At 68.4% G+C, this 18,756-nt stretch carries 19 protein-coding genes; 6 read left to right on the top strand and 13 right to left on the bottom strand.

Features of this window, described 5'->3' with window-relative positions; genetic code table 11:
- The 3 genes from KDK82_RS19425 to KDK82_RS19415 all read left to right on the top strand — a co-directional run.
- Positions 1 to 685, top strand: a 685-nt coding sequence (locus tag KDK82_RS19425) for an ABC transporter ATP-binding protein (RefSeq protein ID WP_088165951.1), incomplete at its 5' end; no start/stop codon positions are given.
- Positions 686 to 898: 213 nt separating this feature from the next.
- Positions 899 to 2,146 carry a phenylacetate--CoA ligase family protein gene (locus tag KDK82_RS19420; protein ID WP_088165950.1) on the top strand — a complete coding sequence of 416 codons (1,248 nt, stop codon included), beginning with the start codon at positions 899 to 901 and terminating at the stop codon, positions 2,144 to 2,146.
- 242 nt (positions 2,147 to 2,388) lie between these two features.
- A complete protein-coding gene (locus KDK82_RS19415; RefSeq protein ID WP_034390099.1) occupies positions 2,389 to 3,378 on the top strand; it encodes a tripartite tricarboxylate transporter substrate-binding protein in 990 nt (329 codons plus the stop codon).
- Positions 3,379 to 3,486: 108 nt separating this feature from the next.
- On the opposite strand, the gene KDK82_RS19410 is transcribed toward KDK82_RS19415, so the two are convergent.
- Positions 3,487 to 4,002 carry a hypothetical protein gene (locus KDK82_RS19410; protein ID WP_088165949.1) on the bottom strand — a complete coding sequence of 172 codons (516 nt, stop codon included), beginning with the start codon at positions 4,000 to 4,002 and terminating at the stop codon, positions 3,487 to 3,489.
- A 64-nt stretch (positions 4,003 to 4,066) separates the two neighbouring features.
- Complete coding sequence (locus KDK82_RS19405) at positions 4,067 to 4,951, bottom strand: LysR family transcriptional regulator (RefSeq protein ID WP_034390094.1); 885 nt, start codon at positions 4,949 to 4,951, stop codon at positions 4,067 to 4,069.
- A 136-nt stretch (positions 4,952 to 5,087) separates the two neighbouring features.
- Here KDK82_RS19405 and KDK82_RS19400 point away from each other — a divergent pair, with 136 nt between their 5' ends.
- Complete coding sequence (locus KDK82_RS19400; RefSeq protein ID WP_088165948.1) at positions 5,088 to 6,071, top strand: aldo/keto reductase; 984 nt, start codon at positions 5,088 to 5,090, stop codon at positions 6,069 to 6,071.
- 21 nt (positions 6,072 to 6,092) lie between these two features.
- On the opposite strand, the gene KDK82_RS19395 is transcribed toward KDK82_RS19400, so the two are convergent.
- From KDK82_RS19395 to KDK82_RS19385, 3 genes are all read right to left on the bottom strand, one after another.
- The gene (locus KDK82_RS19395; protein WP_034390088.1) at positions 6,093 to 6,422 is read right to left on the bottom strand and encodes a DUF1840 domain-containing protein; all 330 of its coding nucleotides are present in this window, start codon (positions 6,420 to 6,422) and stop codon (positions 6,093 to 6,095) included.
- 33 nt (positions 6,423 to 6,455) lie between these two features.
- A complete protein-coding gene (locus tag KDK82_RS19390) occupies positions 6,456 to 7,727 on the bottom strand; it encodes a class I SAM-dependent methyltransferase (protein WP_179217945.1) in 1,272 nt (423 codons plus the stop codon).
- An 81-nt stretch (positions 7,728 to 7,808) separates the two neighbouring features.
- The gene (locus tag KDK82_RS19385) at positions 7,809 to 8,417 is read right to left on the bottom strand and encodes a hypothetical protein (protein ID WP_088165946.1); all 609 of its coding nucleotides are present in this window, start codon (positions 8,415 to 8,417) and stop codon (positions 7,809 to 7,811) included.
- A gap of 22 nt (positions 8,418 to 8,439) precedes the next feature.
- Between KDK82_RS19385 and KDK82_RS19380 the strand changes: the two genes are divergently transcribed.
- Positions 8,440 to 9,711 (top strand): aminopeptidase, encoded by a 1,272-nt coding sequence (locus KDK82_RS19380; RefSeq protein ID WP_088165945.1) that lies wholly within the window; start codon positions 8,440 to 8,442, stop codon positions 9,709 to 9,711.
- Here the strand turns inward: KDK82_RS19380 and KDK82_RS19375 are convergent.
- Entirely contained in the window at positions 9,663 to 11,090 is a 1,428-nt protein-coding gene (locus KDK82_RS19375) for an ATP-binding protein (RefSeq protein WP_088165944.1), read from the bottom strand. The two genes, KDK82_RS19380 and KDK82_RS19375, sit on opposite strands and share 49 nt — an antisense overlap.
- Complete coding sequence (locus KDK82_RS19370) at positions 11,083 to 11,757, bottom strand: response regulator transcription factor (RefSeq protein WP_013804362.1); 675 nt, start codon at positions 11,755 to 11,757, stop codon at positions 11,083 to 11,085. Before KDK82_RS19370 ends, KDK82_RS19375 begins: the two co-directional genes overlap by 8 nt.
- A gap of 135 nt (positions 11,758 to 11,892) precedes the next feature.
- Between KDK82_RS19370 and KDK82_RS19365 the strand changes: the two genes are divergently transcribed.
- Positions 11,893 to 13,659, top strand: coding sequence for a phosphoethanolamine transferase (locus tag KDK82_RS19365; RefSeq protein WP_088165943.1), 1,767 nt, complete (start codon positions 11,893 to 11,895; stop codon positions 13,657 to 13,659).
- Between the two features lie 24 nt (positions 13,660 to 13,683).
- Here KDK82_RS19365 and KDK82_RS19360 read toward each other — a convergent pair whose 3' ends face one another.
- The 6 genes from KDK82_RS19360 to KDK82_RS19335 all read right to left on the bottom strand — a co-directional run bounded on the left by KDK82_RS19360 (position 13,684) and on the right by KDK82_RS19335 (position 18,566).
- On the bottom strand, positions 13,684 to 14,208 hold the full coding sequence (locus KDK82_RS19360; RefSeq protein ID WP_088165942.1) for a nucleoside deaminase: 525 nt from the start codon (positions 14,206 to 14,208) through the stop codon (positions 13,684 to 13,686).
- Positions 14,209 to 14,222: 14 nt separating this feature from the next.
- Positions 14,223 to 14,990, bottom strand: coding sequence for an ABC transporter permease (locus KDK82_RS19355; RefSeq protein WP_012203071.1), 768 nt, complete (start codon positions 14,988 to 14,990; stop codon positions 14,223 to 14,225).
- 16 nt (positions 14,991 to 15,006) lie between these two features.
- The gene (locus KDK82_RS19350) at positions 15,007 to 15,849 is read right to left on the bottom strand and encodes an ABC transporter ATP-binding protein (RefSeq protein WP_012203070.1); all 843 of its coding nucleotides are present in this window, start codon (positions 15,847 to 15,849) and stop codon (positions 15,007 to 15,009) included.
- 69 nt (positions 15,850 to 15,918) lie between these two features.
- On the bottom strand, positions 15,919 to 16,956 hold the full coding sequence (locus KDK82_RS19345; RefSeq protein ID WP_088165941.1) for an ABC transporter substrate-binding protein: 1,038 nt from the start codon (positions 16,954 to 16,956) through the stop codon (positions 15,919 to 15,921).
- A 55-nt stretch (positions 16,957 to 17,011) separates the two neighbouring features.
- Positions 17,012 to 17,527 carry a nucleoside deaminase gene (locus tag KDK82_RS19340; RefSeq protein ID WP_088165940.1) on the bottom strand — a complete coding sequence of 172 codons (516 nt, stop codon included), beginning with the start codon at positions 17,525 to 17,527 and terminating at the stop codon, positions 17,012 to 17,014.
- A gap of 10 nt (positions 17,528 to 17,537) precedes the next feature.
- Positions 17,538 to 18,566: an ABC transporter substrate-binding protein gene (locus KDK82_RS19335; protein WP_088165939.1), complete on the bottom strand. Its 1,029-nt coding sequence runs from the start codon at positions 18,564 to 18,566 to the stop codon at positions 17,538 to 17,540.
- Between the last annotated feature and the right edge of the window lie 190 nt (positions 18,567 to 18,756).

Raw genomic sequence — 18,756 nt, 5'->3', positions numbered from 1 at the left:
CAACGGCGCGGGCAAGACCACGACGCTGCGCGCCATCTCCAACCTGCTCAAGGGCGAGCGCGGCGAGGTGACCAAGGGCACGATCGAGCTGGAGGGCGAGCGCATCGAAAGCCTCACGCCCTCCGAGCTGGTGCAGCGCGGCGTGGTCCAGGTCATGGAGGGGCGGCACTGCTTCGCCCACCTGACCATCGAGGAAAACCTCATGACCGGCAGCTACACGCGCACTGACAAGGGCGAGATAGCGGCCAACCTCGAGAAGGTTTACAACTACTTTCCGCGCTTGAAGACGCGCCGTACCTCGCAGGCCGCCTACACCTCGGGCGGCGAGCAGCAGATGTGCGCCATCGGCCGCGCGCTGATGGCCAATCCGCGCATGGTGCTCCTGGACGAACCTTCGATGGGGCTGGCCCCGCAGATCGTCGAGGAGGTGTTCAACATCGTCCGCGACCTCAACAGCAAGGAAAAGGTCACCTTCCTGCTGGCCGAGCAGAACACCAACATGGCGCTCAAGTACTCGGACTACGGCTACATCATGGAAAGCGGCCGCATCGTCATGGACGGCGCGGCCTCGGACCTGGCCAGCAACGAGGACGTCAAGGAGTTCTACCTGGGCGTGGGCGGCGGCGAGCGGAAAAGCTTCAAGGACGTCAAGAGCTACAAGCGCAGAAAACGCTGGCTGGCTTGAATGCCCCCTGAGTCGCTTCGCGCCTTCCCCCTCTCGCTTCGCGGGGGGGACGACACCCTCGGTGCGGGGCGGCGCGGCCGGCCTAGGCCCTTCCTCGGTGTCTCTCGCCTGGGGCCGCGCCGGTTTCGCAGGCAACGGCGTTGCTGAATTTCTGGAATAAACCACTATCACTGGCCGGACTCCATCTGCCCTTTTCCACATACAGGACTAGCCATGAGTGCCTTCTACGACGCGCTGGAGACGCGCACCCCTGACGAACGCGAAGCGGCGCTGCTGGCCGCCCTGCCCCGGCAGATCGCCCATGCTCAGCAACACTCTGCCGCCTTCGCCCGGATCCTGGCCGGCGTCGATGCCGCGCAGATCACCAGCCGCGAGGCCCTGGCCCGCCTGCCGGTGACGCGCAAGTACGAGCTGCTGCAGCGCCAGGCCGAGCAGCGGCCCGCGCAGATCTTCGGCGGCTTCAACGCCATTGGCCTGGGCCAGCCCATGCCGCGCCTGTTCTGCAGCCCCGGCCCCATCTACGAGCCCGAAAGCCGCCGCCCCGACTACTGGCGCATGGCGCGCGCGCTGCATGCCTCGGGCTTTCGGCCCGGCGAGCTGGTGCACAACTGCTTCAGCTACCACTTCGTGCCCGCGGGCTCGATGATGGAAAGCGGCGCCCATGCGCTGGGCTGCACGGTGTTCGCAGGCGGCACGGGCCAGACCGAGCAGCAGGTGCAGGCCATGGCGGACCTGCGGCCCGCAGGCTACGTGGGCACGCCCAGCTTCCTCAAGATCATTGTGGAAAAGTCCCTGGAGATGGGCCTGCCCATCCCCTCCGTGACCAAGGCCATGGTCTCGGGCGAGGCCTTCCCGCCCTCGCTGCGCGACTGGCTGGCCGAGCGCGGCATCGCGGGCTACCAGTGCTACGCCACGGCCGACCTGGGCCTGATCGCCTACGAGACCGAGGCCCGCGAAGGCCTGGTGCTGGACGAGCAGGTCATCGTCGAGATCGTGCGCCCTGGCACGGGCGACCCGGTGGCCCCCGGCGAGGTGGGCGAGCTGGTGATCACAACATTCAACCCCGACTACCCGCTGATCCGTTTCGGCACGGGCGACCTCTCTGCCGTGCTGCCCGGCCAGTGCCCCACGGGCCGCACCAACGCGCGCATCAAGGGCTGGATGGGACGCGCCGACCAGACCACCAAGGTGCGCGGCATGTTCGTGCACCCGGGCCAGATTGCCGACGTCGTGCGCCGCTTTCCGCAGGTGGGGCGGGCAAGGCTGGTGGTCACGGGCGAGATGGCCAATGACCAGATGCAGTTGCTGGTCGAAACCCGCGAGACCTCGCCGGGCCTGGCCCAGCAGCTGTCCGATGCCGTGCGCGAAGTCACCAAGCTGCGCGGCGACGTGCAGATGGTGCTGCCGGGCACCCTGCCCAATGACGGCAAGGTGATCGAAGACGCGAGGTCGTACAAGTAGCCACCGAGGCGCGGGGGACAGCGGCCTCGCCGCCGAGCAGCCGTCGCAGACCCTGAAAACATGACGCCTGTCAAGCCTCCAAGGGTTTGCACTAGATCAATGGCAAGGGAATCTGCTGCGGCGCAATAGAAACAATTCTTAAAATTCGTCTCCTCGTGCATTCGGTTTCTTTTGCGTGTTTGCCCTTTAGGGCGAAAACGCATCGCCCCGTATCATTTGCACGCCATTCACCTGGAGACACTATGAAAGCATTGTTCAAGATCGCAGCCATCGCCCTGGCAGCCGGCGCAGCCATTGGCGCTCATGCGCAGGACTATCCTGCCGCAGGCAAGACGATCACCCTCATCGTGCCGTTCACCGCAGGCGGCCCGACCGACAAGGTGGCCCGTGATCTGGCCGAGTCCATGCGCAAGCACCTGAACAATGCCACCATCGTGGTGGACAACGCCGACGGCGCCGGCAGCACCATCGGCACGGCCAAGGCCGCACGTGCCCGTCCTGACGGCTACACGCTGCTGATCAACCACATCGGCATGTCCACGATCCCGTCGCTGTACCGCAAGCTGTCGTTCAACGTGCTCAACGACTTCGAGTACGCCGGCATCATCAACGACGTGCCCATGACGCTGATCGGCCGCCCCAGCCTGCCGGCCAAGAACTTCGCCGAGGTCAAGGACTGGATCGGCAAGAACCAGGGCAAGGTCAACCTGGCCAATGCCGGCATCGGTTCCGCCTCCCACCTGTGCGGCCTGATGCTGCAGTCGGCCATGAAGACCGAAATGACGCCCGTGCCCTACAAGGGCGCTGCGCCGGCCATCGCCGACCTGATCGGCAACCAGGTCGACCTGCTGTGCGACCAGACCACCAACACCACGGGCCAGATCACGGCCAAGAAGGTCCAGGCCTATGCCGTGACCACGCCCAAGCGCCTGGTCATGCCCGCACTGAAGGACCTGCCGACGCTGGCCGAAGTGGGCGTGCCCGACTTCCAGGTCACCATCTGGCACGGCCTGTACGCACCCAAGGGCACGCCGGCCGACATCGTCAAGAAGGTCAACGAGGCCATGAAGGCCGCCCTGAAGGACCCCGAGTTCATCAAGCGCCAGGAAGCCCTGGGCGCCGTGATCGCCAGCGACGGCCGCATCGAGCCCGAAGGCCACAAGAAGTTCGTCCAGGCCGAGATCGAGAAGTGGGGCAAGGTCATCAAGGCAGCCGGCACCTACGCCGACTGATCCCGAGGACCACCACCGCGACGGATCGCCCAGTTGCAACCACGATCAAGCCCGGCTTCGGCCGGGCTTTTTCGTTGGTGGGAGCCGCGCGACAGCAGCGACGCAGGCTCAGGGCGCCGGCCCGCGCAGCGCCATCACGGCTTGCCAGCTGCCGCCGCGCTGGCTTGCGTTGTAGAGGTTGCTCTGCGTGTTGCCGGGACCTTCGTAGTAGCTGCCGCGCATCAGGCATTGCGATCCCGAGGCCGTGCAGTGCACGAGCTCGACACCGAACATCAGCGCCGGCCGGCCGCTGGCCCGGTCCAGCACCTGCTCGCCGCCCTTGCCCACGTCGCAGGCCGAAGCCGGCCGCACATGGCTCTGGCCGCTGAGCAAGGCCAGCGTGCCCGCATCGGGGTCCAGCAGCGCCCAGCCCCGGCCGTTGCCTATGCAGTAGGCCGCCGCCTTGGGGCCGAGGTTGGAGGCGTTGTCCAGAAACAGCAGCGAATACACGGCAGCCGCCGCTCCCGGAGGTGCCTGCGGGCCGGTGGGTGCCTTGGGCCTGTCGGCACAGGCGGCCAGTGCCAGTGTGGCGGCCAGCGCGCCCAGCCAGGGCAGGAATCGGGAGGAATGACGGAGGCGGTGCATGGAAGTCCTTTCTTTCTCGCAATCTGCGTGCGTGTTTAACACGGCGCGCGGCCCCTGCTGCGGCTCAGGCCGGGCCTTCGAGTTCGGCATGCCGCCGCTCGAACAATTCAATGAGGTGGTCGGCCACAGCACGCACGCGCCGCGAATGGGCCAGGTCGGCATGCATGGCAAGCCAGATCGGCTGGTCGGCGCCCAGCTGCGGCTCCACGCAGACCAGCCCCGCCTGCCGCGCCAGGAAATGCGGCAGCACGGCCAGGCCCAGGCCGGCCTGGGCCGCGGCCAGCTGCGCGGACAGGGTGTTGGTCTCCAGCCGGCAGGGCCGCCCGCGCAGGGCGCGCGCCATCCAGCGTGCGGCGGGCAGGTGGGCATGGCTGTCGTCCCAGCCGATGAAGGCATCGCCCTCGAACGGGTCCGAGTCGTTGCCGCCTGCGCGGCCTTGCACGTAGCCGGGCGATCCGTACAGGCCGAAGCCCAGCGTGCCCAGGCGCCGTATCGTGAGGTGGCCGGCCTCGGGCTGGGTCATGCGCACGGCCAGGTCGGCGTCGCGCCGGTGCAGGTTCAGCGTCTGCACTCCGCTGACCAGCTGCACGCGCAGACCCGGGTGGCGGGCGAACAGAGGGACCAGCGAGGGCACGATCAGCGGGTTGGCCAGGTTCTCCGCCGTGGCCAGCCGCACCACGCCTGCGACCTGTGCCTGGCTTTGCGCGGCATCGCCCAGGGCCTGGGCAGCCTGCTCCAGCGCCTCGGCAGGGGCCAGCAGTGCCTGGCCGTCGGCGGTGAGCCGATAGCCGCTCTGGTGGCGGCTGAACAGGGGCATGGCCAGCGCAGACTCCAGCCGGTCCAGCCGGCGCGAGACCGTGGCCACGCCAAGCCCCAGCGCGGCCGAGGCACCGCTCAGGCTGCCGGCGCGGGCAATGGCCAGGAAGATGCGGGCGTCGTCCCACTGCAATGGAATGCTCCTTTGTTTTCGGGAATGTTTTTCGGAAATGCTTTCCGAAAATGGAAGATCAAAGCGCGATTTTGTCAGTAGGCAAGGCCGCTTCGGAAAACCATACTGGCCCCTTGTTTCAGCAAGAGGATATGCAATGCAACAACGCAAACTTGGCCACGATCTGCAGGTATCCGCCCTGGGCCTGGGCTGCATGGGCATGAGCGAGTTCTATGGCCCGCGCGACGACGCTCTGGCGCTGCAGGCGCTGGACCATGCCGTGGAGGCCGGCATCGATTTCCTGGACACGGCCGATGTCTACGGGCCGCACCACAACGAGGAGCTGATCGGCCGCTTCCTGGCCACGCGCCGCCCGCGCGTGAAGATCGCCACCAAGTTCGGCATCGTGCGCAAGGCCGGGGAGTACCGGCGCAGCATAGACAACAGCGCGCAGTACGCGCGGCAAAGCTGCGAAGACTCGCTGCGGCGCCTGGGCGTGGAGCGCATCGACCTGTACTACGTGCACCGCGTCGATGCCACGCAGCCCATCGAAGAGACCATGCAAGGCTTGGCGCGCCTGGTGCAGGAGGGCAAGATCGCCCGCATCGGCCTGTGCGAGGTCAGCGCGGCCACGCTGCGCCGCGCCCATGCCGTGCACCCGGTGGCGGCGGTGCAGACCGAGTATTCGCTGTGGACGCGCGAGGTGGAGGACGAGGTGCTGCCCGCCTGCCGCGAACTGGGCGTGGGGCTGGTGGCCTATTCGCCACTGGGGCGCGGTTTTCTCACGGGGCGCTTTCATGGCGGCACGGCCTTCGAGCAGGGCGATTTCCGCGCCAGCCTGCCGCGCTTTCAGCCCGGCAATATCGACACCAACCAGGCCCTGGTGGGTGCCGTATCGGCCCTGGCGCAGCGCAAGGGCAGCACGCCTGCGCAGATCGCCCTGGCCTGGCTGCTGGCCCAGGGGCCGGACGTGGTGCCCATTCCGGGCACCCGGCGCATCGCCCATCTGCAGGACAACCTGGGCGCGCTGTCCGTGGCACTGACGCCCGGCGAGCTGGACGAGCTGCGGCGCGCCAGCGACGAGCTGCCCGTGGCCGGGCAGCGCTATACGGAAGAAGGCATGAAGGGCATCAACGCCTGACGTGCCAGCGGGAGGCGCCGGCTACCAGGTGACGTCGCTGTTCTCGGCGGCGCTGCGGCGCAGCATGTCGATCATGGGCGCAGCGCGCTGGCGCAGGCTGACGGCATCGCGTGCGCCCGGTGCGGCATTGTCCTGGTCGCCATCCTGCGCATCCTCTTCCTGGTTGGCCTTGCGGCGGGCGTCGTCGTCGGCGACGGCGGCCTCCAGCGCCTCGATGGCGGCGGGAATCTGCTGCACCGTGATGATGCCGCTGGCGCCGGGCGTCTTGCCGACGATCTCCAGGACCTGGCGGCCGTTGGATTCGAGCATGATGACGTCGGCCGTGGCACGGGACTTGAACTTGTAGAGCATGGCTATCCTTTTTCTGTGTGGCGTGTCATGCACTCAGCGGTACATGTACTCGCGGTTGAAAGCATAGTCCGATTGAGCCCCCACCATGGGTCCCGACTGGAGCCGTCCATCGGGATGCGTGCACAGCATCTGGTGCAGGGCGATCCAGCCGCGCTCGAATCCCATGGCGCAACCCGCCAGATAGAGCCGGTAGGCGCGCAGCACCTTGGCGGCACCTTCGGCATCGGCATGCTGCTCAAGGATACGCTGCGCCTGCGGCAGCCGGGCTTCCAGTGCGTCGGACCAGTTCCACAGCGTGCGTGCGTAGTGGGGCCGCAGGTTCTCCGTGTCCACCATTTCCAGCCCGCTGTGGCCCATGTCGTGCAGCACGCGGCTCACATGCATGAGCTCGCCGCCGGGGAAGATGTAGCGGTCGATGAACTCGCCCATGCCCGCGCCCAGCTCGGTGTTGTCCACGCCGCCCGCCGTGATGCCGTGGATCAGCGCCATGCCGCCCGGGCGCAGCAGGCGGTGCACGGTCTGGAAGTACTCGGGCAGCTGGGCCTGGCCCACATGCTCGAACATGCCCACCGAGCCTATCTTGTCGAAGGGCTGGGCGGGCGCCAGCGCGCGGTAGTCCAGCAGTTGCATGTCCACCTTGCCCTGCAGGCCGCGCTCGGCAATCAGCTGCTGCACGTAGCGGTGCTGGTTGTGCGAGAGCGTGATGCCCGTGGCCGTGACGCCGTAGTGCTCGGCCGCCCACAGCAGCAGCGCGCCCCAGCCCGCGCCGATGTCCAGGAAGCGCTCGCCAGGCCGCAGGTCCAGCTTGCGGCAGATGTGGTCCAGCTTGGCCTCCTGGGCCTGCGCCAGCGTCATCTGCGGATCGCGGAAGTAGGCGCAGGAATAGACGCGGCGCGGGTCCAGCCACAGGCCGTAGAAGTCGTCGGAGATGTCGTAGTGGAACTGGATCTGCTGGGCGTCGCGCGCCAGCGTGTGCGCGGCCATGGAGCGCATGCGGGCCATGGCATGCCCCCACCAGTGCGATGTGCCGCGCACCGGATCGGACTGCAGCAGGCTGGCGGCCACCGCCATCACGTCGCGCATGCGGCCGTCGATGCGCACCAGCCCTTCCACGATGGCACCGCCCAGTGTCCCTATCTGCCCGGCCGCCAGGCTGGCCATGGCCGACATGGTCTGGAAATGCAGCACCACCTGCGCATCCGCAGGACCAGCGCGCTGGCCGGACGGCAGGATCACGGCCACGGGGACAGGGAGAGACGCCAGCCGCGCCTCGATGGAGCTCAGCACTTGTGTCATGGCGTTCATTTTTGACAGCAAGGCGCACTGCGTCAATCGCAGCCTGGGCTGTGCATGGCGGGGCATGGCGCCCCACCCGTGGTGCAGTGATCAGGCGATCAGCTGCCTGTAGTCGCGCCGTGTCTGATCCGTCACCGAAGCAAGCACTTGCTCGAAGGGCGTCTTGTGCCGTGCGACCAGCCGCAGGGATGCCACGGCGCGCGATTTGCAAAACCAATGACAGGTGTACTGCATGAGCAACAGCTCGGCCGTCATCGTGAAGGCGCGCGCACGGCGTTCATCCTCGTTGCGGCTGTCGGCCACGCGCACGGAGGCAATGCCGCGCGCATGCAACTGCATGGCGTCGCGCAGATCGAAGGACGACGAGGGAAAGAGCCGGTCCAGATAGGGCAGCGCCACGGGCAGCGTGCTCACGCGCGTGAGCTGCGGATCGGCCGTGGCCATCTCCTTGGCAAAGCGCTGGAACTGCTCGGCCAGATTGGCCTCGGTGTTGTCCAGCACGGTCCAGATCTGGGCACGGCGCTGCTCGTCGTTCTCACCCAGGGCGCGCAGATAGCCTTCGATCAGGCCGCCCATCAGCTTCTCGATCTGGAATCGCCCCAGATACTGGGCCAGCAGCAGGGTATGCCGGCGCTGTTGCTGCGTCTTGAGCAGGTAGATTGCGATGAAGACAATGATCGCCAGCGTGAAGAAGTCCATGAAAGCAGCAAGGGGGCCAAGGGTGCGAGAAGGCTTGAGTGTAGTCAGGCGCGGCCTGCCCGCGATTTTGGTGGGCATAGGCCTGCTGCTGGGCGGCTGTGCCAGCCGGGGGGCCGGTGGCGACGGGCTGGGTTATTACTGGCAAAGCCTGCGCGGGCAAATGCACCTGCTGCAGGCCAGCCGCCCGATTGACGACTGGCTGCAGGACGAGAACCTTGCGCCCGCACTGCGCGAGCGCCTGCTGTCGGCCCGGCGCATGCGCGCCTTTGCCGTGGAGCGCCTGGGCCTGCCCGACAACGCCAGCTACCGCCGCTATGCCGATCTGCAGCGGCCGTTTGCCGTATGGAACGTGGTGGCCGCGCCGCCCGACAGCCTGGAGCTGCACCGCTGGTGCTTTCCCGTGGCCGGCTGCGTGGGCTACCGGGGCTACTTTGCAGAGGCCGACGCCATGGCCCAGGCACGGCAACTGGCCGACCAGGGCCTGGAGTCCGGCAGCTACGGCGTGCCCGCCTATTCCACGCTGGGCTACCTGAACTGGCTGGGCGGCGATCCGCTGCTCAACACCTTCATCGGCTGGGGCGAGGGCGAGTTCGCCGGCCTGCTGTTCCACGAGCTGGCCCACCAGGTGGTCTATGTGGCGGGCGATACCGCCTTCAACGAATCCTTTGCCACCACCGTGGAGCGCCTGGGCACGCCGCTGTGGCTGGCCACCGAGGCCGGCCCCGCCGCCCGCGCACGCTGGGATGCAGGCCAGCTGCGGCGCGCGCAGTGGCGGGCGCTGACCGGCCACACGCGCCAGGCGCTGCAGCAGCTCTACCAGGACCCGCAGCAGCGCGGCCCCGCCATGCCGCAGGCCAAGGCGCAGATCTACCAGCAGTTCCGCAGCGACTACGCCGCGCTGCGCGCGCAATGGCGCAGCGCCGATGCCGCTCTGCTGACCACCGATGCACAGCGCCAGCTCTACGACCGCAACCAGGCGCGGCTGGACCAGTGGGTGGCCGATGCCAACAACGCCAGCTTTGGCGCGCTGGCCGCCTACGACGACTGGGTGCCGGCCTTCACCACGCTGTGGAAAAAGGCGCAGACCCAGGCGCCGGCCCAGGCCGGCGGCGAGGCCGCCCAGGGCTGGCAGCGTTTCTATGCCGAGGTAGAGAAACTGGCCGCCCTGCCTGCCTTGCAGCGCAACACAAGGCTGTGCGGGCTCATGCCCGCCGATGCGCCCCTGCCGCCTGCCTGCGCCCCGGATCAGGACAGTGCGTCGGTATCCACGGACGGATCGCATCCCGGCAACTGAATGCGGGCCAGCAGGCCGTTGGAACTGCCGGGCAGCGGCGACTGCAGCTCCAGGCTGCCACCATGCTGGGCCACGATCATGGACGCGATGGACAGGCCCAGGCCGTAGCCCGGCGACGCCAGCTCCCGCACGGTGCCCTGGGGCAGGCGCAGGTCGTCCACATGGCGCACATGGCGCTCGCGCGCGGTGCTCAGCGCCGCCGCATCCATGCCCGGCCCCTCGTCGCGCACCTGGACGGTGCGGCTGTCGCAGACTTCGAGCAGCACCTCCGAGCCATCGCTGTAGCGCAGCGCGTTCTCCACCAGGTTGCGCAAGGCGATGGCCAGCGTGTCCACATCGCCCGCCACCGGCCCGCAGGGCTGCTCGGGCAGCACCACGTCCAGCCGCAGCTGGGTGGATTCGTCCTGCTGCCAGAACTCGGAGGCCACCATGCTGGCCAGCGCGTCCAGCCGCACCTCGTCCTGCGCCAGCGCCGAGCCAGAGGCCGCGCGCGACAGCTGCAGCAGCTTTTCCGTGCGCTGGCGCAGCCGCTCCAGCGCCTCATAGGCCGCGCGCACATCGGTGTTGTCCACGCCCCTGTCCAGGGCCGTCTGCAGGCGCAGCGTGGCCACGGCCAGCGGCGTGCGCAGCTCGTGGGCCGCATTGGCAGCCATGGAGCGCTCTACCTGCAGCGCATGCGACAGGCGCTGCATCAGGTGGTTGATGCCCCGGCCCAGCCGCCACAGCTCGCGCGGCATGGCGTCCAGGTCCAGCGGCTCCAGGTTGGAGCCGCCGCGCTCGCTCAGCTGCAGCTGCATGTCGCGCAGCACGCGCAGGCGCCGCCGCGCGGTCACGCGCAGCGCCCAGCCCATGAGGGCGAGCATGACCAGCATCACCGAGCCCAGCGCCAGCAGCGCCCGCTGCAGCGCCTCGCTGCGCTCGACCATGGGATCGGCCAGCATCAGGAACAGCGGCTGCCGGGGATGGGCCACCACATAGATGCGCCAGCCCTCGCGCTCGTAGAAGCCCTCGCGCATGGGCACGGCAAAGGCTGCCACGGGGGCGGCCTGGGTACGCAGCAGCACGTTGCCGCGGCCGTCCTGCAGCTGGTAGACCAGATCCTCGGCCTCGTCGCCCGGCTGCGAGGCCACATGCGGGCGCTGCACGCCCTCGCGCGAGTGGTCCTCCTGTTCCAGCTGGTGCACGGCCACCTCCAGCAGGCGGTGGCCGCTGTCGATCATTTCCTGGTCGAAGTTGTGGTGCACGATGTGGCTGACATACCATGCCAGCGCCAGCACGCAGGCCAGCCAGACGGCGGCCAGGGCCAGTGTCAGCTCGCGGGCCAGCTGGTCGGCCAGACGGGGCGGCAGCGCCAGGCTGTAGCGCTGCGGCTCATCCATGCTCGAGGGCCAGGCGGTAGCCGGTACCGCGCACGGTCAGGATGCGGTCGCGCCCGAGCTTGCGGCGCAGCCGGCTGATGAAGACTTCCAGCGTGTTGCTGTCGGCCTCGGCATCGAAGCCGTAGAGCGCATCGAGCAGATGCTCGCGCGCGTGCACACGCTGCGGCTGGGCCGTGAGCACGCGCAGCAGCGCCCACTCCTTGGGCGTGAGCAGCAGGGTGCGGCCGGCATCGCGCACCATTTCGCGGGCCAGGTCGATCTCCAGCGTGCCCATGCGCAGCACGGCGTCCTGCCCGGCCTGCATGCCGCCGCCGCGCCGGCTCACGGCGCGCAGGCGGGCCAGCAGTTCCTCGGGGTCGTAGGGCTTGACCAGATAGTCGTCGGCCCCCGCGTCCAGCCCGCGGATGCGGTCGCTGACCTGGTCGCGGGCCGTCAGCACGATGGTGACGGGAGGCTGCTCCAGCCGGCGCAGCGTGGGCATGAGCGCCAGGCCGTCGCCGTCGGACAGGTGCAGGTCCAGCAGCACGGCCGCGTAGCTGGCACCGGCCAGGCAGGCGCGCGCCTGGGCCAGAGAAGGCACGCTGTCGATCAGAAAGGCCTTGGAGCGCAGATAGCTGCCCACCGCCTGGGCCAGGGCCTCATCGTCTTCGACCAGCAGGATTCGCATGGGAGGCTGGGCCTTCGCACATCAGGGTGTGCACCGGGTACGGGCGCAACAGAGGGGACGGGAGGGGTTCAAGCTGAACGGAGTCTGAACGCGGGGTTCAGATGTTCTTAAGCTGCGAATTCTACGCTCGCGGCCATGTCAGAACGCCTGCTCGCCCGCCCCCCCTTTGCCGGCTCCTCCGGCACCGGCCAAGCCCCGGCCCCATCTTCTGCCCAGCCTGCCCAGGCGGCCCCCGCCAGCCTCGCGGTGCGGCTGCGCACGGCCTGGAGCGCCCCGCGCTCGCCCCAGGCCGTGGCCCTGGTGCTGGCGCTGTGGCTGCTGGCCACCGCGAACTGGGCGCTGTGGCTGCGCCTGCCCCACCTCGAAGGCTATGACGGCAGCCTGGCCACTCTGGTGCTGCGCCTGCTGCCGCTGGGCCTGGGCGGCATCCTGCTGCTGCTGTCGCTGACGGCCTGGCCGCGCGGCATGAAACCGCTGTGGATCGCCCTGCCCTGGATTGCCGGCTCGGCCCAGTACTTCATGACCGCCTACGGCACGGTGATGGATGGCGGCATGATCAACAACATCCTGCAGACCGACCTGCGCGAAAGCAGCGACCTGTTCAACCCCCAGCTGCTGCTGCAGCTGCTGCTGGTGGCCGGCCTGCCCACGGCCTGGCTGCTGCGGCTGCGCATCATCCGCCCGCGCCGCAGCACTCAGACGGTGCTGCGCACGCTGGGGCTGCTGGCCGCCTCGGTGGTGCTGCTGGCGGCATCGGTCTTTGTCTCGTACCGCGAGCTGGCCCCCGTGATCCGCAACAACCTGTGGATGCGCCACATGCTCAACCCCGTGAGCCCCGTGCTGGCCTCGCTGGACGCGGTGCTCAAGCCCATCCTGCGGCCCAAGCGCCCGTTTGCCAGCATTGCGGCCGGCGCCACGCTGGGCGCCACCTATGCGGCCGAGCGCAAGCCGCCGCTGTTCGTCATCGTGGTGGGCGAGACGGCGCGCGCCGCCAACTGGGGCCTGAACGGCTATGCCCGCGACACCACGCCCGAGCTGGCCAGGCGCAAGGTGCTCAACTGGAGCAACGTGACCTCCTGCGGCACCAGCACGCGCGAATCCGTGCCCTGCATGTTCTCGCACCTGGGCCGCACGGGCTTCTACAAGAGCAAGGTGGATTACGACAACCTGGTGGACGTGCTGTACAACGCCGGCCTGGCCGTGCTGTGGGTGGACAACCAGGCTGGCTGCAAGGGCGTGTGCGAACGCATTCCCAACGCCAGCACGGCCGACCGCCTGAACACGCCCGACGGCAAGGCCCTGTGCTCCAGCGACGGCGAATGCCTGGACGGCATCCTGCTCAGCGGCATCGAAGAACGCATCGCCGCCCTGCCGCGCGAGCGCCGCGAGCGCGGCGTGGTGCTGGTCATGCACGAGATGGGCAGTCACGGCCCGGCCTACTACAAGCGCTCCACGCCCGAGACCAAGGTCTTCCAGCCCGAATGCCTGACCAATGCACTGTCCAGCTGCACGCGCGAGCAGGTGGTCAACGTCTACGACAACTCCATCCGCTACAACGACCATTTCCTGTCGCAGACCATCGACTGGCTGGCAAGCCAGCAGTCGCGCTACCAGACCGGCATGGTCTACATGTCGGACCATGGCGAGTCGCTGGGCGAGATGGGCATCTACCTGCACGGCATGCCCTACGCCATGGCGCCCGACGAGCAAAAGCACATTCCCATGATTGCCTGGCTGGGCAACCTGGGCGAGCGCACCGGCGTGTCCGAGCGCTGCGTGCGCGGCCAGCTGGACGCGCCGCTGTCGCACGACAACCTCTACCACACCACCCTGGGCCTGCTGGACGTGACCAGCCCCACCTACCAGAAGCCCCTGGACGCGCTGGCCGGCTGCCGCAGTTGAGCGGGCGGGGGGCGCAGCCGCCGTTCAGCGCTGCTGCCAGAAGCCCCGGTGCGGCTCCAGCATCTCCTCGTGCAGCGCAGGCACCGGACCGATGACCTGCACGGCGCGCTGCCCGCGCTCGAAGACCTCGCGGCAAGGCAAGGACAGCGTGGGATTTTCAGGATGGTCGCCCGTCAGCGCCAGCAGCGCCGTTTCCTCGGCGCCGTAGAGCACGCGGCCTATGCCGGCCCAGTAGATGGTTCCGGCGCACATGGCGCAGGGCTCGAAGGTGGTGACCAGGGTGCACTGCGCCAGGTAGGCGCCCGGATAGTTGGCGGCGGCCGTGCGCGCCAGCGTGGACTCGGCATGGTTCACCGTGTCGATGTTGCCCTGCTCGGCCAGCACGGTCTCGCCGTCGGGCGCCAGCAGCAGCGCGCCAAAGGGGTGGCGGCCCATGGCCATGGCCCGCCCGGCCACGGCGCCTGCACGGCGCAGCTGGCGGGCGGCCTGTTCGTCGGTCAGGGGCGTCATGGGCGTCATGGGCGGTGTCGTCGTGGGTGCGGGCATCATGGCCGGATTCTCCTTCACTCGCCCTGCGAGCCGCGCCGGGCCCAGCCCGTGGTGCGCTTTTCGATGGCGCTGAACAGCTCGTACATCACCATGGCCATGGCGCCCACCACGATCAGGCCGGCAAAGGCCAGGCCCATCTGCATGGACGAGCCGGCCGACACCAGCAGGTAGCCGATGCCTTCGTTGGCCGCGGTCATCTCGCTGACCGTGGTGCCCACGAAGGCCAGCGTGATCGCCACCTTCAGCGAGCCGTAGAAGTAGGGCATGGAGCGCGGCAGGCCGACCTTGATCAGCACGTCCCAGCGCCGGGCGCCCAGCACGCGCAGCACATCCTCCAGTTCGGGCTCCAGCGTGGCCAGGCCGGTGGCGATGTTGACCATGATGGGAAAGAAGCTGATCAGGAAGGCCGTGAGGATGGCCGGTCCCGCGCCGATGCCGAACCAGACCACCAGGATGGGCACGAAGGCCGCCTTGGGCAGTGCGTTGAAGGCTGTCATCAGCGGATAGAACGCCGCATAGGCCAGGCGCGAGGAGCCGATCAGAAAGCCCAGCAGCACGCCCACCACGATGGCGATGCCAAAGCCCGCCATCGTCACCCAGTAGGTGCGCCAGGCGTGGGCGGCGATGATGCCGCTGAACTCGGCCAGCTGCCGGCCGATGGCCCAGGGGCTGGGGAAGATGAATTCCGAGACCTCGAAGGCCGAGCAGATGACCTGCCACAGCAGGATGACCGCCAGCAGCAGCACCCAGGGCGCCCAGCGTTCCGCATATTTCTTGTGCATGTGAATCTCCCCCGTTCTATTGTTGGATGGCCGCGCCGGTCTTGCGCATGGCGCCGATGTGGCCGCGCAACTCGTGCACGATGTCGGTGAATTCGCGCGTGTAGGTCAGCTCCAGCTCGCGCGGGCGCGGCAGCTCGATGTCGCGGCGCACCACGAAGCGGCCCGGGCTCTTGCTCATCACGTACACGGTGTCGGCCAGGAAGACGCTTTCGCGCAGGTCATGCGTGACCAGGATGACGTTGAAGCGCTGCTCGGCCTGCAGGTCGCGCAGCACGCACCACAGCTCCTCGCGCGTGAAGGCGTCCAGCGCGCCGAAGGGTTCGTCCAGCAGCAGCATCTGGGGCTCGTGGATCAGCGCGCGGCAGATGCTGGCGCGCTGCTGCATACCGCCCGACAGCTGCCAGGGGTACTTGTCCTCGTAGCCGCCCAGGCCCACCTTCTGCAGCAGGGCGCGCGCCCGCGCCTCGTACTCCTTGCGCTTTTGGCGGAACAGCGAGCGGTGCGGCTCCACGATCTCCAGCGGCAGCAGCACGTTGTCCACCGTGGTGCGCCAGGGCAGCAGCGAAGGCGCCTGGAAGGCCATGCCCGAGATCTTCAGCGGCCCGGTCACACGCTCGCCGTTGACCATGACGCGGCCCATGGAGGGCATCTTCAGCCCCGTGGTCAGCTTCATGAAGGTGGACTTGCCGCAGCCCGAGGGGCCGACGATGGCGATGAACTCGCCGCGCCGCACCTGCAGGTCGATGGCCTCGACCGCGAAGTGGTTGGCGCGCAGCAGCTCCTCGTTGTAGGCAAGCCAGACGTCGCGGAACTCGACGAAGAAGGCGTCGTCATCGCCGTGGGATGTGGAGGAATTCATGGCAGGCAGCAGGCAAGGGCCGTGCGCGCCACCCGCTGGCGCACGCGCACGGTGTCAATCACTTTGTCGTCACTTCTTGGGCAGGATGTTCAGCTCGGCCGCAGACGGCAGGAAGCTGCCGTTCCAGATCTCGGCCGGGTTCACGCGCGTCTTGGTGGCATAGACATCGGAGACCTGCGACGCCATCAGCGACAGCCGCGTGGGCACGACCTGGCCAAAGCCCTCGGCACGCGCATCGGCGCTGTTGACCACGGTGTCGATGGCCAGTTGCAGGCGGCGTGTCTCCAGCTGGGTGTTGACGATGCCGTCGCGCTCCTTCACGTAGGCAATGGCCGCGCCAGGGTTGGCGATGACTTCCTTGGCCCCCTTGGCGAAGGCCTGCAGGAAGGCCTTGATGGCGGCCGGGTTCTCCTTGATCAGCTTCGGGCTGGCGATGATGGCGTTGCCGTACAGCTTCACGCCGAAGTCCGCATAGGGCATGACCACCACGTCGGCGGCCTTGATGCCGCGCGCCTCCAGGTTCAGCAGCGAGGTGAAGGTGAAGCCCGTGATGGCATCCACATCGCCGCGCACCAGCATGGTCTCGCGCAGCGGCGGGTCCATGGCCGTCCACTGCACGGTGCCGACCTGGTTGGCCTTGGCGAACAGCGGGAAGGCGCGGCGGCCCGCATCGAACACGGGCGCGCCCAGCTTCTTGCCGGTGAGGTCGGCCGTCTTGGCGATGCCGCTTTTCTTGAGCGCCATCACCGAGGCCGGCGTGTTGTTGTAGACCATCATCACGGCCACGGGCTTGTTGGGCATGTCCGGGTTGTTGGCCTGGAACTCCATCAGCGCCGCGATGTCGGCAAAGCCCAGGTCATAGGCGCCCGAGGCCACGCGCTGCACCACGCCGCCCGAGCCGCTGCCGGCATCGACCGTGACATCCAGGCCCGCGTCCTTGAAGTAGCCCTTGGCCACCGGCTGCAGGAAGAAGGCGGCCGGCCCCTCGAAGCGCCAGTCCAGCTGGAACTTCAGCGGCGTGGCCGCGTGGGCCTGTGTCTGGGCCGTTGCCAGGCCCGCGCTGGCGGACAGGGCCAGGACGGTGTGCAGGAACAGTCGTTTTTGCATGGTGGGCTTCCTCTCTGATGGTCAAAAGAAACGGTGGGGACGGAACGGGGCCGGATCAGCTTTTCCAGGCGCCCTGGTGCGATTCGGCGGCCTCGCCGATCAGCGCCGGGCCTATGCATTCGATGGCGTGGGACGAGGCGGCGAACACATCGCGGCAGGACAGCTCGGCATCCTTCTGGTCCAGGCGCTCGCCGCGGAATTCGCGCAGGCGCACCGCGTCTATGCCGTAGACCACGCGGCCTATGGCCGACCAGAAGATGGCGCCCGCGCACATCACGCAGGGCTCGGCCGATGAATACAAGGTGGCTGCGGACAGCGCCTCGCGGTCATGCAGCGGGCTGGCCAGGCGAATGGCCGACAGCTCGGCATGGGCCGTGCAGTCGCCGCTCTCGCCGTTGGCGTTGGAGGCCTCGGCGAGCACGCGGCCATCGGCGGCCACGATGAGCGCGCCGAAAGGGCGGTTGCCGCGCTTGCGCGCGCGGTCGGCCATGGCAATGGCGCGGCGCAGGTACAGGCCGTCGCGCTCGTCGAGCGAGGCCTCAAGGGGCAGTGAAACGGTGGCGTGGTCCATGTGCGATCCCTCAGGCCTTGGCCATGCGCGCGGCCAGCGGCGGCAGCAGGCTGCGGTTGAACAGCGCATCGGCCGACACGGGTGCCTTCAGGCCGAAGGCCTGGCTGACCTGCTCGGCCTGGCGGGCCAGCAGCTGCGGGTCGATGTCGCCCAGGCCGTGGCGCTGCGTATCGGGCGCGGCCAGGTACTGCGAGGTGATGGCCCAGCGCGCCAGTTCCAGCTTTTCATCCAGGATGGGCTCGCGCTGGCGCACGGCGGCCACGGCCAGCGCGGGCTGGGCCAGGCATTCGATGAGGGCGCGGTTGCTGGCGCGCAGGAATCCCGCCACCAGCGCCGGCTGCTCGGCCACCAGCGCGCTGGAAGCCAGGATGGCGTTGCCATACAGCTGCACGCCCGCATCGGTATAGCGCAGCACCGACAGCTCCTCGGGCTTGATGCGTGCGAACAGCGACACGGCCGAGTCATGGAAATAGGTGGCCGCATCCACATCGCCGCGCACCACCACGTTGTCGCGCGCCGAGAACTCCGTCGTGGTCCAGGCGAACAGGTCGGCCGGCAGGTTCTGTCGCTGCGCGACCAGGGGCCAGACGCGGCGCGTGGACTCCACGGCGGCGGCGGCCACCTTCTTGCCCTTGAGGCTGGCGAACTCGCCCGTGATGCCCCGGTCCTTGCGGCCGATGATGGCGAACGGCGCGCGGTTGTAGTACTGGTAGACGGCCTGCACGCGCGCCGCGCCCGCGTTCTGCGCCTGGAACTCGATCAGCGAGCTGATGTCGCCCAGGCCCAGCTGGTAGGCGCCGCTGGCCACCCGCGTGATGGATGCCACCGAGCCCGAGCCCACGTCGATGCTCACGTCCAGCCCCTCGTCGCGGTAGTAGCCCTTTTGCAGCGCCACGAAAAAGGGCGCGGTCTGCGAGGTCACGCGAAAGTCCAGCGTGAACTTCAGCGGTGTCAGCGCCTTGCCCTGGGCGAAGGCACCGGGCATCACGGCACAGGCAGCGGGAAGGGCGGCGGCGGCAAGGAAATGGCGGCGTTGCATGGTGGAACTCTCAGTCGCTATCAACATGGGGACCGGCCGCTGGCATGGGGCCGGGCGGCTGGCGTGACATGAGCAATTTCCGGGCAACGCGCACTGGGCGCGTGCTGAACGCTTCTACTCAGTGATGCTTGTATGCAAAGTGCGTACCACCCCCTGAGTCGCTTCGCGCCTTCCCCCTCTCTCGCTGCGC

The organism is Delftia sp. K82, from assembly GCF_002193035.1.
In the GTDB taxonomy this organism is placed as follows: domain Bacteria; phylum Pseudomonadota; class Gammaproteobacteria; order Burkholderiales; family Burkholderiaceae_C; genus Comamonas; species Comamonas acidovorans.
Note: the sequence above shows the minus strand (reverse complement) of the source record. Positions and strands in the feature narration are given on the sequence as shown.